The following is a 12016-nucleotide window of genomic DNA, read 5'->3' on the forward strand; positions in this document are numbered from 1 at the left end:
GGGTTTTTAGATGGGAGAAAAACTATCATCAAATCATAATGGGAAAGCTCAATTTACTAGAAATCATAAAAGGTTGTTATTAGGGTCTGTATTTTTGATGGCTACATCAGCTATCGGTCCAGCATTTTTAACACAAACAGCAGTATTTACTGCACAATTTTATGCTAGTTTTGCATTTGCTATTCTCATTTCTATAATTATTGATATTGGAGCTCAAATAAATATTTGGCGTGTACTTGTTGTAACTGGTTTAAGAGGCCAAGAAGTATCTAATAAAATACTGCCTGGTCTTGGAACAGTTGTCTCGATTTTAATTGCATTTGGGGGCTTAGCATTTAATATAGGTAATATAGCCGGAGCAGGTCTTGGACTAAATGCGATGTTTGGTTTAGATGTAAAATGGGGTGCTGCGATAACGGCTATTTTTGCTATTTTAATATTTGTTAGTAAAAGTGGTCAAAAAATTATGGATGTTGTGTCTATGATTTTAGGAGTTGTTATGATCCTTGTTGTAGCCTATGTCATGGTAGTGTCCAATCCACCTTATGGTGATGCACTAGTACATACATTTGCTCCTGAACATCCAATTAAGTTGATTTTACCAATTATCACACTTGTAGGTGGTACGGTTGGTGGTTACATAACTTTTGCTGGTGCCCATAGAATTTTAGATTCTGGTATAAAAGGTAAAGACTTTTTGCCGTTTGTGAATCATTCAGCTATTGCAGGTATTTTAACTACTGGTGTGATGCGTACTTTACTATTCTTGGCAGTTTTAGGTGTTGTTGTAACTGGTGTTACATTAAGTTCTGAGAATCCACCAGCTTCAGTGTTCGAACATGCGATTGGACCAATTGGTAAGAACATTTTTGGACTCGTTATTTTTGCAGCAGCAATGTCCTCTGTTATTGGATCAGCTTATACAAGCGCAACGTTCTTAAAGACAATGCATAAATCTTTGTTCAATAAAAATAATTTAATCGTTATTTCATTTATCGTTATTTCAACTTTAATCTTCTTGTTTATTGGTAAACCAGTTAGCTTATTAATCATAGCAGGCGTAATAAACGGTTGGATTTTACCGATTACATTAAGTGTAATTTTAATAGCGAGTAGAAAGAAATCGATTGTTGGTGATTATAAACACCCTACTTGGATGTTAGTGTTCGGAATTATTGCAGTATTAGTAACTATCTTAACTGGCATCTTCTCATTGCAAGATTTAGCTAGTTTGTGGAAAGGCTAAGATTGTAATATTAAATTAAGATAATAAATATGCGTTAATATTATTCATTTAGTTAATAAATGTGTAGTATTAACGCTTTTTTTATAACTTAAAACATACGATTATATATTAGTTAAATACTAACCTATTGTCGTTGAAAGCTATAAAATGTGATAGAATAACAAATGCTAGTATAATAAGATAAGGTGGGACAATAATGATAGGTATTATTGGTGCAATGGAAGAAGAAGTTGCCATTTTAAAAGATAAATTAGTGAATTTAAGCGAAATTAATGTAGCTCATGTTAAATTCTATAAAGGTGAACTTAATCAAAAAGAAGTAGTCATTACTCAAAGTGGTATTGGCAAAGTTAATGCAGCTATTTCTACAACATTGTTAATCGAAAAATTTAATCCTAAATACATCCTAAATACAGGTTCAGCTGGAGCACTAGATGAAAACTTATCTATAGGAGACGTATTAATCAGTGATGATGTAGCTTACCATGATGCAGATGCTACAGCATTTGGCTATGCATTGGGTCAAATCCCACAAATGCCAGAAAAATATGAAGCAAATCAAAATTTAATAAATGAAACAATTGAAGTTGTAAAACAACAAAATTTAAATGCTAAAGTTGGGCTTATTGTAAGTGGTGATAGTTTCATAGGAAGTGCAGAACAAAGAAAAACGATAAAAACTCAATTTAGCGACGCAATGGCTGTTGAAATGGAAGCAACTGCTATCGCTCAAACATGTTATCAATTTAAAGTTCCATTTATTATTACGAGAGCTGTCTCTGATTTAGCTAATGGCGAAGCAGATATGACATTCGAGGAATTTTTAGGAAAAGCAGCTGTTTCATCAAGTGAAATGGTAGAATTATTAGTCGGAAAATTATAATTAAAGAGTAAAGGTGACAATTCAATGGGTATTATTAAACATTATTTTATGCCTAATGCATATGTAAAGTCAGTATTCGAAATCAATGTTGATAAATTGGCTGAAACTGGTGTAAAAGGTATTATCACAGATTTAGATAACACACTAGTAGGTTGGGATGTTGTCGCGCCAACTGAACAAATTAAACAATGGTTTAAAGAAGCAAGAGAAAAAGGCATACAAATCACAATTGTGTCAAACAACAATGAACAACGTGTAGGTGAATTTTCAAAAGATTTAAATGTAGATTTCATTTGTAAAGCTAGAAAACCGATGGGTAAAGCATTTAAAAAAGCAATTAAACAAATGAGCATCAAACCTAGTGAAACAGTGGTAGTTGGTGACCAAATGTTAACAGATGTTTTTGGTGGTAATCGTAATGGTTTATATACGATTATGGTTGTACCTGTTAAACGTACTGACGGGTTTATTACCAAGTTTAATCGCTTAATTGAAAGAAGATTATTAAATCACTTCAGGAAAAAAGGTTATATTAAATGGGAGGAAAATTGATTGAGTGATGAATTGAAATGTATAGGTTGCGGCGCACCATTGCAATCAGAAGATAAAAACGCACCAGGTTATGTACCGGAACATAATATGTTTAGAGAAGATGTTATTTGTAGAAGATGTTTTCGATTAAAAAATTATAATGAAGTACAAGATGTAGGACTTGATAGCGAAGATTTTTTAAATTTACTTTCTGGATTATCAGATAAAAGCGGTATCGTTGTTAATGTCGTAGATGTATTTGATTTTGAAGGTTCATTTATTAATGCAGTTAAACGCATTGTTGGTAATAAAAAAGTTATTTTAGTAGTTAACAAGATGGACTTACTTCCAAAACAAATTAACAAACGTCGTGTAAAAGAATGGTTGAAACGTTCTGCTAAGAAATACGGTCTTGAGTCTGAAGACGTTGTACTCATTTCAGCTGAAAAAGGACAGGGTATTGAAGATCTATTATATTCAATCAATAAACATCGTCAACAGGAAGATGTCTATATTGTAGGTACAACTAACGTAGGTAAATCAACATTAATTAATAAATTGATAGAGCTTAGTGTAGGTGAAAAAGATGTTGTCACAACGTCTAGATTCCCAGGAACTACATTAGATATGATAGATATTCCATTAGATGAAAAATCATTTATGTTTGATACACCTGGTATTATTCAATCACATCAAATGACTCACTTTGTCACAGAAAAAGAATTAAAATTAATTATGCCTAAAAAGGAAATCAAACAAAGAGTATATCAACTAAATGAAGGACAAACATTATTCTTTGGTGGTTTAGCTCGAATTGATTATGTTTCAGGTGGAAAAAGACCATTGATATGTTTCTTTTCAAATGAATTAAATATTCATAGAACTAAAACAGAAAAAGCCAATGATTTATGGAAAAATCATATTGGAGATTTGTTAACACCACCTCATGATCCTAATCAATTTAATATGAGTGAAATGAAAGCTGTTCGATTAGAAACAGGCAAAGAAAAACGAGACGTAATGATTTCTGGACTAGGATTTATTACAATTGATGCTGGTGCAAAAGTTATAGTTAGAGTACCTAAAAATGTAGATGTCATTTTAAGAAATTCGATATTATAAGGAGGGATAAACGTGAAATTTGCAGTAATTGGACATCCAATTTCACACTCTTTATCACCACTTATGCATACTGATAATTTTGCATCTTTGGGTTTGAATTATACTTATGAAGCAATTGATATACCTGAAGATCAATTTCATAACATTAAAGAAATAATTAAAGAAAGAAAATTAGATGGATTTAATGTTACGATCCCATATAAAGAACGTATTATTCCATTTTTAGATGAAATAGATTCACAATCTACAACTGTTGGTGCTGTTAATACAGTAATGGTACGTGACGGTAAATGGATTGGATACAATACAGATGGGATAGGTTATGTTACTGGCTTGCGTCAAGTTTATAATGATTTAGAAAATGCATATATATTAATTTTAGGCGCTGGTGGAGCTAGTAAGGGTATAGCAAATGAATTAACTAAATTTGTTCAACCGAAATTAACGATTGCTAACCGTTCGATGAAACGATTTGAGTCATGGCATTTAAATGTTAATCAGATAACTCTAGAACAGGCTGAATCCCACTTAGATGAGTTCGATATTATTATTAATACAACACCTGCTGGTATGGATAATAATCAAGAATTACCCATCAGTCTCAAGAATTTAAACACAGACACCTTAGTAAGTGATATCGTATATATTCCGTATAAAACACCAATTTTACTAGAAGCGGAAAATAAAGGTAATCCGATTTATAATGGATTAGACATGTTTGTATATCAAGGCGCTGAAAGTTTCAAAATATGGACTGGATACCAAGCCGATATTAAAATGATGAAACAATCAGTAATAGATAAATTAAAAGGAGTTTAATTATGTTAACTGGAAAACAAAAAAGATATTTACGTAGTTTAGCACATAATACTGATCCAACCTTCCAAATTGGTAAGGGTGGTATAAATGAAAATATGATTAACCAAATTGACGATACTTTAGAGAATCGCGAATTAATTAAGATACACGTATTACAAAATAATTTTGATGATAAATCAGAACTTGCTACTGCATTAAGTGATGCTACGAATAGTGAAGTTGTTCAAATCATAGGGTCTATGATTGTTTTATACAGAGAATCAAAGGATAATAAAGAAATTACGTTACCATAATGAAAAAGAAAATTATTTTATATGGTGGACAATTTAACCCGATTCATATCGCTCATATGATGGTAGCTAGTGAAGTGTATCATGTCATCAAGCCAGATGAATTTTATTTTTTACCAAGTTATATGTCTCCTTTAAAAGAACATTCTGATTTCCTAGAAGCATCACAACGCATTAAAATGATAGAGTTAGCAATTGCTACTTTAGGTTTTGGTAAAATTAGTGAAGAAGAAATAGAAAGAAAAGGGCAAAGCTATACTTATGATACGTTATCATCATTAATAAAGTCACATCCTAATAGTGAATTCTACTTCATTATAGGCACTGATCAATACGATCAATTAGATAAATGGTACAATATTGATGAATTAAAGAAATTGATTACATTTATAGTGGTTAATAGAGAGAAAGATGTACAGTCTGTTGAAGAAGGTATGATATCTATCACTATTCCTAGAATGGATATTAGTTCTTCAATGATACGTGAACGTGTTAAAGCGAAACAGTCTATTCAAATATTAGTTCCTCAAAGCGTTGAACATTATATTCGAGAGGAAGGATTATATGAAAATTGAAAATGCTATAGAGTTAGTCAAAGAGAAATTGCCAGAAAAGCGATTTAAACATTCACTTAGAGTAGCAGAGACAGCTGTAAAATTAGCAGAAATCTATGATGGCGATAAAGATAAAGCTGAACTAGCTGGTGTACTTCATGATTATTGTAAATATGATGATTTAAGTACTATGTATCAAACAGTGAGACAGTATGATTTAGAATCTGATTTATTGAGTTACGGTAGAGAAATTTTGCATGGACCGGTTTGTTCAGCAATAATGGAAAATGACTTTGATGTCAAAGATGAAGAAGTTTTGTTAGCTATTAAATATCATACAACTGGTCGTCAACAAATGACAAAAACAGAAAAACTAGTATTTATAGCTGACTATATAGAGCCTGGTCGTAAGACTCCAGGAGTTGAAGAAATCAGAGATATGGCATACAATCAAGGTAGCTTAGATAAAACAATTTATGAAATTTCTAAGCGTACAGTACTATTTTTAATTCAAAAAGATATTACAGTTTACGGTGCTACGATTGCTTGTCTAAATTATTATAACTATAGTGATGAAAGAATAAAGGATGATTAAATGAATTCAGACAAATTGTTAAACATTGCTGTTGATGCAGCAGAGAACAAAAAAGCAGAAGATATTATTTCTCTTAATATGCAAGGTATCAGTGATATGACAGATTATTTTGTTGTATGTCATGGTAATAATGAACGTCAAGTTCAGTCAATTGCTAGAGCTGTAAAAGAAGCAGTTCATGAACATGATATCGATGTTAAACGAATGGAAGGTTATCAAGATGCAAGATGGGTTCTAATTGACCTTGCCAATGTAGTTGTTCATATCTTCCATAAAGATGAACGATCTTATTATAATATTGAGAAATTATATCAAGATGCTCCAATCGAATCATACGGACAGGTTGTTTACTAATTATGTCTCAATATGAAGAAATGAGTTTGGTTTATGATCAACTCACACAAGATCAACCTTATGAATCATGGTTTGATATAGTTCAATTTTATGCTAATCATCATGCCGATATCCTTGATATTGGATGTGGTACAGGTACATTAACATGTATGTTAAATGATTTAGGAAATGTTAGTGGCATGGATATTAGTCCGGATATGCTTTCCATTGCCTCTCAAAAATCTAATCAAATCAATTGGTTAGAAGGAGACATGACGAATTTTCAATTAGATCATCAATTTGATATTGTTACTATTTTTTGTGATTCATTAAACTATTTACCTACATTAGACAATGTTGAAGATACTTTTAAATGTGTTTATAACCATTTGAAAGATAACGGTTTGTTAATATTTGATGTACATACCGTTGCTAAAATGACTACATTATTTAGTGACCAAAGTTATATAGATGAAGCAGAACATTTATTTTTAGGATGGGATGCTCTAAAAGGAGCGGAACCATTAAGCGTTATTCATCAAATGTCATTTTTTATTGAAAGAGAAAATGGTTTATATCAAAGATTTGACGAAGAACATTATCAACGTACATTTGAAAAAGATGTATATACTCAATTATTGGAAAAATGTGGATTAACTTTAGTCAAAACGTTTACAGATTTCAATATGAATCAAGATGATCAACAGGCAGATCGATTATTTTTTGTAGCTCAAAAACATTAAATATAAAGTAAAATCACGCTGACATACGTTAATTAGTATGAAGGGGTGATTTTTTGCTTTCTAAATTAACACAATTAATAAAGATTTTGACACCGTATCAACTATATATTGGAATTGGAATAGCAATTATTTTTATAGCAGTTTTATCTTATTCTATGAATCATAATGAAGACAAAAGTCAACAAACATATGTTGAATCAAATACAGATAGTTATAGTAATAAAACAGATAAAAAAGAAACTCTATCTAAACGTCATCAAGGCGAAACTAAAGATTCTGAAGCAAAAAAGGAAAATAAAGTTATATACGTCGATATAAAGGGGGCAGTAAAGCATCCCAATGTATATAAAATGAACAGTTCTGATAGAATCATTGACTTGTTAAAGAAAGCGCAATTAAGTAATAATGCTGATACTAAACAAATTAATTTATCAGAAAAATTAATAGACCAAAAGTTAATTTACATACCTGAAAAGGGAGAAAAGACTTCTCAAAATATACAAGAACAAATTACCAGTAATACGGTTGATAATACACAATCAACTATTAATTTGAATGTAGCGACAGAAGAGCAATTACTGAAAGTTCCCGGTATAGGTCCTTCTAAAGCCAAAGAAATTATAGATTATAAAAATAAAAATGGTGCTTTTAATAGCATAGAAGATTTAAAAAATATAAAAGGATTTGGACCAAAGACATTTGAAAAATTAAAGGCTTATTTTACTGTGTAATAAGAGTTGCATTTGCAATATGAATTTAAAATGAGTAAGCTATAATTATTATTTTAATTAAGTACGATGGAGGCATAGATCATCATGGAAAGAATAAAATGGGAAGAATATTTTATGGCACAAAGCCACTTATTAGCATTAAGATCAACTTGTCAAAGATTATCGGTTGGCGCGACGATAGTTAAAGACAACCGTATTATTGCAGGCGGTTATAATGGATCCGTAGCTGGTGAAGTACATTGTATCGATGAGGGTTGTTTGATTGAAGATGGCCATTGTATAAGAACTATTCATGCTGAGATGAATGCGTTATTACAATGTGCAAAGCAAGGTGTATCGACTGAAGGTGCAACAATTTATGTCACACATTTCCCATGTCTTAATTGTACAAAATCAATCATTCAAGCAGGAATAAAGACGATTTATTACGCTGAAGATTACCATAATCACGAGTATGCCATGAAGTTACTGGATCAATCTGGAATAGAATACAAAAAAATTCCATTTTCACCAGATTATGTTGCAAAGTATTTAACTCAAGGTTAAGTTTATTGTTTTATATTGCAATATCATTTCTAGTAGGGATACTTTGGTTATTTAACAAAGTGCTCTCTACTTTTATACTTTGTATGCTAATGTTTCTATTAATAAGAAAAAATGTAATTAAGCAATATCTATTCTTGGTATGTATCTCAGTATTACTTAGTGTTTTAATGTTAAATTTAGCACTTACTAAACATAAACAAGAAATGCAAAATATTAAGAATAGTAAACATATTAATGAAGCAGTAACTTTTATTAAATTAAACAAAGAAAGTAATATCTATAAAGGACTCCTTGAATGGCATGACCACAATGTAAAGTTTTATTACAGACATCAAGGTGATTATAATCGATTGAATATTGATAATTATAGATGTGCTATAAATGGAGATTTACAGTTATTAAATTCGAATCAGCCTATAATATTTATTAAACAGATAGATTTAAATAGTTGTACACAAAATAAGAAAATTAATCCTATAGCCAAACATCAAAGTTATATTCAGAATCAAATGAGTAAAACAAAAAATGTTTATCACGATAGGTTACTAGCTTTGATTACTGGTGACACATCAACATTAAATCAATCATTTATTGACGATGTTAAAGAAATAGGAATTTATCATTTACTTGCAGTAAGTGGTTCACATGTTGCTGCAATTATTTATTTAGTACATTCCGCTTTTGTGAGATTGAACACACCATATTTATTAATTAAGCTTTTACTTCTACTTATATTACCTCTATATGCTTTTTATACTGATTTTGCTCCTAGCGCAGTTAGATCTATATTAGTCGGCATAATTTTACTCATTCTTCCTAGACAGTTTAAAAGTAAACCGTTAGATATACTCTCTTTTATTTTTATATTAATGTATTTTATCAATCCACTGATAGTTTTTGATATTGGTTTTCAGTTTAGCTTTTTTATTTCATTCTTCCTTATAATTTCTACACCATTATTAAAGGAACTTACTGGACTAAAATTATTAATGTCAGTGACAATTATAGCTCAATTAGGAGCGTCAGTAATTACTGTCTACTATTTTAATCAAATTCAATGGATAGGATTAGTTTCAAATTTAATTTTCGTTCCTTTATATAGCCTTATTATCTTTCCGCTAGCGATTATATTTTTCTTTCTTAGCCACTTCACAACCCACTTATTAATTTTAAATACAGTAATAAATTATAGTTACCGTATACATGATCTATTTCTTTCTTTATTTCTTTCATTAAAGTACATTAGAATTTTTGTTCCTGAGTTAAACACTTTCGCAATAGTGTTTTTAATAATTTCTGTGTTCATTTCATTATTTTTATTCGTTAAAAGAAATATTTTAACGTCTGTTTCGATAATTTTTCTTAGCATTATAATAATTATATATACATCGAGGCCTTCAGAAACAGAGTTAACAATGTTAGATGTTGGTCAGGGAGACAGCATTTTATTTCATACTGAGTACAATCTAAATATTATGATTGACACTGGTGGAAAACTAACTGACAGTCACACTAAATCTAATAATAATATAACTAAATATAAGATTTTACCAAGTTTAAAAGCTAAGGGGATATCTACAATTGATTATTTAATTATTACACATCCTCATTTAGACCACATGGGTGAATTACCATATTTAAGTAATCATATAAACATCAAAAATATTATTATAGAGCCATCAAGTTATCCTAAAGATGTCCTAGCAAATATTAAAAGTATTTGTCAGTTAAATGGTATCAATTTCATGGATATTAACTTACTCAATTCTTTATCTATTAAAGATGGGAAACTTGAATTTTTAGACACTTATATTCAAGAAAGCGACGATAAAAATGAACACTCAATTGTTACATTATTAAAATATAAAAATAAAACTATTTTACTTACTGGTGATATGACTATTAATAATGAGGAACTACTGTTAAATCGATATCAATTACCTAAAATAGATATTTTGAAAGTTGCGCATCATGGCAGTAAAACAAGTAATTCTGCAAATTTAATACAACACATAACTCCAAAAATCAGTCTTATATCAAGTGGTAAAGGTAATAAATATCATTTGCCAAATCAAGAAGTAATTATACGGTTACGTCAATCTGGAAGTAAAGTTTTAGATACCCAAATAAACGGGGAGATAACTGTTAAACTACATTCAAATTTATCAATATCAACTAAGCAACAAAAATAAATTGGTAGAGGTTAGAGTTTATTACGTGATATAATTTCTTAATGTGAACTATATGGAAAGGGTGTAATGCATGTCTGACAATATCATTATGGTATATGGAGAGGTACCAGACTTAGTTGAGAAAAAGAGTTCAGAAATGATAAATAAATATTTACAATCAGAAAAAGATGACTTCAACTATGTGAAATATAATTTATATGAAACTGAAATTACACCAATCATTGAAGAAGCATTAACAATGCCATTTTTTTCAGATAAAAAGGCAATTTTAGTTCAGAATGCATATGTCTTTACGGGTGAAAAGGTTACCAAAGAATTGAATCAAAATACCGACCAATTACTTGAATTTATTGAAAAATATGATGGTGAAAACCTTATAGTTTTTGAAGTATTTCAAAATAAATTAGATGAACGAAAAAAATTAACCAAAACACTTAAGAAAAATGGACAATTAAAAAAAGTTGAACAAATGTCTGAAGAAGAAATAAAAAAATGGATTCAATCAAAATTAAATGATAATTTTAAGGACATCAAACAAGACGCACTAAATAATATGATTGAGTTAACCGGTATTAATTTCAATATTATCTCACAAGAATTAGATAAATTAATGCTATTTTTAGGTGATAGACCGACTATAAATAAAGACGATGTGAATCAAATCATTAATCGTAGTTTAGAACAAAATGTATTTCTGTTAACAGAATATATTCAAAAACGCCAAAAAAATAAAGCAATACAACTGGTCAAAGATTTAATTAATATGAAGGAAGAACCAATTAAATTATTAGCATTGATAACTAGTAATTATAGGTTATATTACCAATGTAAGATTTTAAGTCAAAAAGGATATAGTGGGCAACAAATAGCTAAAACAGTCAATGTGCATCCATATAGAGTGAAATTAGCATTGGGGCAGGTAAGACATTATCAGTTAGAAGATCTTTTAAATATTATAAATTCTTGTGCAGAAACTGATTATAAATTGAAATCTTCATATATGTATAAACAACTGATTTTAGAATTGTTTATTTTATCATTATAAGATTGATTGGTTATTACATAAAAAAATAAAAGCTAGTTCGACCTATTAGGCGAACTAGCTTTTATTTATAATTATTTGTTAGCGCTCATCAATTGTGATTTTACGCGATCAGCTTTGTTAGAGTGGATTAAGTTGCTTTGAGCAGCTTTATCTAATTGCTTAATAGCAAAGCTTACTAATTCATTTTTGTTATCGGCATTTGTCTCAATAGCTGATTTCGCACGTTTAACTGCTGTACGCATAGTATTTTTCTTAGAAATATTACGTTCTTCAGCAGTTTGAGTTGTTTTAACACGTTTAACTGCAGATTTAATGTTTGGCATTACTGTCACCTCCTAAAAGTGAACTAACTTATCAAATTAAATTATATTTGATTACAACAAGAA

The 12016-nt window shown here is 29.9% G+C and carries 15 protein-coding genes; 14 read left to right on the forward strand and 1 reads right to left on the reverse strand.

What is annotated here, in order from left to right:
- Positions 1-10 precede the first annotated feature (10 nt).
- The 14 genes from NSQ15_RS05820 (at position 11) to holA (ending at position 11630) form a co-directional block, all read left to right on the forward strand.
- Positions 11-1246: an NRAMP family divalent metal transporter gene (locus NSQ15_RS05820; protein WP_070453901.1), complete on the forward strand. Its 1236-nt coding sequence runs from the start codon at positions 11-13 to the stop codon at positions 1244-1246.
- Between the two features lie 196 nt (positions 1247-1442).
- Entirely contained in the window at positions 1443-2129 is a 687-nt protein-coding gene (gene mtnN / locus NSQ15_RS05825; protein WP_046466753.1) for a 5'-methylthioadenosine/S-adenosylhomocysteine nucleosidase, read from the forward strand.
- 24 nt (positions 2130-2153) lie between these two features.
- Positions 2154-2681, forward strand: coding sequence for a YqeG family HAD IIIA-type phosphatase (locus NSQ15_RS05830; protein WP_029055719.1), 528 nt, complete (start codon positions 2154-2156; stop codon positions 2679-2681).
- The gene (gene yqeH / locus NSQ15_RS05835) at positions 2682-3782 is read left to right on the forward strand and encodes a ribosome biogenesis GTPase YqeH (RefSeq protein ID WP_340747011.1); all 1101 of its coding nucleotides are present in this window, start codon (positions 2682-2684) and stop codon (positions 3780-3782) included.
- Between the two features lie 12 nt (positions 3783-3794).
- Positions 3795-4601, forward strand: coding sequence for a shikimate dehydrogenase (gene aroE / locus NSQ15_RS05840; RefSeq protein ID WP_340747012.1), 807 nt, complete (start codon positions 3795-3797; stop codon positions 4599-4601).
- Positions 4602-4603: 2 nt separating this feature from the next.
- Positions 4604-4894, forward strand: coding sequence for a ribosome assembly RNA-binding protein YhbY (yhbY, locus tag NSQ15_RS05845; protein WP_017637098.1), 291 nt, complete (start codon positions 4604-4606; stop codon positions 4892-4894).
- Positions 4894-5466 carry a nicotinate-nucleotide adenylyltransferase gene (locus NSQ15_RS05850; protein WP_070453897.1) on the forward strand — a complete coding sequence of 191 codons (573 nt, stop codon included), beginning with the start codon at positions 4894-4896 and terminating at the stop codon, positions 5464-5466. The genes yhbY and NSQ15_RS05850 overlap by 1 nt, the downstream gene beginning before the upstream one ends.
- Positions 5456-6040 carry a bis(5'-nucleosyl)-tetraphosphatase (symmetrical) YqeK gene (gene yqeK, locus NSQ15_RS05855; RefSeq protein ID WP_340747013.1) on the forward strand — a complete coding sequence of 195 codons (585 nt, stop codon included), beginning with the start codon at positions 5456-5458 and terminating at the stop codon, positions 6038-6040. Before NSQ15_RS05850 ends, yqeK begins: the two co-directional genes overlap by 11 nt.
- Positions 6041-6394: a ribosome silencing factor gene (rsfS, locus tag NSQ15_RS05860; protein ID WP_029055723.1), complete on the forward strand. Its 354-nt coding sequence runs from the start codon at positions 6041-6043 to the stop codon at positions 6392-6394.
- A gap of 2 nt (positions 6395-6396) precedes the next feature.
- Positions 6397-7116, forward strand: coding sequence for a class I SAM-dependent DNA methyltransferase (locus NSQ15_RS05865; RefSeq protein WP_340747014.1), 720 nt, complete (start codon positions 6397-6399; stop codon positions 7114-7116).
- Between the two features lie 53 nt (positions 7117-7169).
- Positions 7170-7847 carry a helix-hairpin-helix domain-containing protein gene (locus NSQ15_RS05870; RefSeq protein ID WP_340747015.1) on the forward strand — a complete coding sequence of 226 codons (678 nt, stop codon included), beginning with the start codon at positions 7170-7172 and terminating at the stop codon, positions 7845-7847.
- A gap of 84 nt (positions 7848-7931) precedes the next feature.
- Positions 7932-8393 (forward strand): ComE operon protein 2, encoded by a 462-nt coding sequence (locus NSQ15_RS05875; RefSeq protein ID WP_017637104.1) that lies wholly within the window; start codon positions 7932-7934, stop codon positions 8391-8393.
- A 167-nt stretch (positions 8394-8560) separates the two neighbouring features.
- Positions 8561-10585 carry a DNA internalization-related competence protein ComEC/Rec2 gene (locus NSQ15_RS05880; RefSeq protein WP_252650025.1) on the forward strand — a complete coding sequence of 675 codons (2025 nt, stop codon included), beginning with the start codon at positions 8561-8563 and terminating at the stop codon, positions 10583-10585.
- Between the two features lie 70 nt (positions 10586-10655).
- Entirely contained in the window at positions 10656-11630 is a 975-nt protein-coding gene (gene holA, locus NSQ15_RS05885; protein WP_070453891.1) for a DNA polymerase III subunit delta, read from the forward strand.
- Positions 11631-11701: 71 nt separating this feature from the next.
- Here the strand turns inward: holA and rpsT are convergent, their stop codons facing one another.
- Positions 11702-11953, reverse strand: a complete 252-nt coding sequence (gene rpsT, locus NSQ15_RS05890; protein WP_002451849.1) for a 30S ribosomal protein S20 — start codon at positions 11951-11953, stop codon at positions 11702-11704.
- Positions 11954-12016 lie beyond the last annotated feature (63 nt).

Source organism: Staphylococcus sp. FSL W8-0774 (assembly GCF_038006785.1).
Classification (GTDB): Bacteria; Bacillota; Bacilli; order Staphylococcales; family Staphylococcaceae; genus Staphylococcus; species Staphylococcus pasteuri.

Excerpts from the sequence above, each read along its gene's own strand:
- NSQ15_RS05820 (WP_070453901.1), top strand. The coding sequence starts at position 11 with ATGGGAGAAAAACTATCATCAAATCATAATGGGAAAGCTCAATTTACT.
- mtnN (WP_046466753.1), top strand. The coding sequence starts at position 1,443 with ATGATAGGTATTATTGGTGCAATGGAAGAAGAAGTTGCCATTTTAAAA.
- NSQ15_RS05830 (WP_029055719.1), top strand. The coding sequence starts at position 2,154 with ATGGGTATTATTAAACATTATTTTATGCCTAATGCATATGTAAAGTCA.
- yhbY (WP_017637098.1), top strand. The coding sequence starts at position 4,604 with ATGTTAACTGGAAAACAAAAAAGATATTTACGTAGTTTAGCACATAAT.
- NSQ15_RS05850 (WP_070453897.1), top strand. The coding sequence starts at position 4,894 with ATGAAAAAGAAAATTATTTTATATGGTGGACAATTTAACCCGATTCAT.
- yqeK (WP_340747013.1), top strand. The coding sequence starts at position 5,456 with ATGAAAATTGAAAATGCTATAGAGTTAGTCAAAGAGAAATTGCCAGAA.
- rsfS (WP_029055723.1), top strand. The coding sequence starts at position 6,041 with ATGAATTCAGACAAATTGTTAAACATTGCTGTTGATGCAGCAGAGAAC.
- NSQ15_RS05865 (WP_340747014.1), top strand. The coding sequence starts at position 6,397 with ATGTCTCAATATGAAGAAATGAGTTTGGTTTATGATCAACTCACACAA.
- NSQ15_RS05875 (WP_017637104.1), top strand. The coding sequence starts at position 7,932 with ATGGAAAGAATAAAATGGGAAGAATATTTTATGGCACAAAGCCACTTA.
- NSQ15_RS05880 (WP_252650025.1), top strand. The coding sequence starts at position 8,561 with ATGTTAAATTTAGCACTTACTAAACATAAACAAGAAATGCAAAATATT.
- holA (WP_070453891.1), top strand. The coding sequence starts at position 10,656 with ATGTCTGACAATATCATTATGGTATATGGAGAGGTACCAGACTTAGTT.
- rpsT (WP_002451849.1), bottom strand. The coding sequence starts at position 11,953 with ATGCCAAACATTAAATCTGCAGTTAAACGTGTTAAAACAACTCAAACT.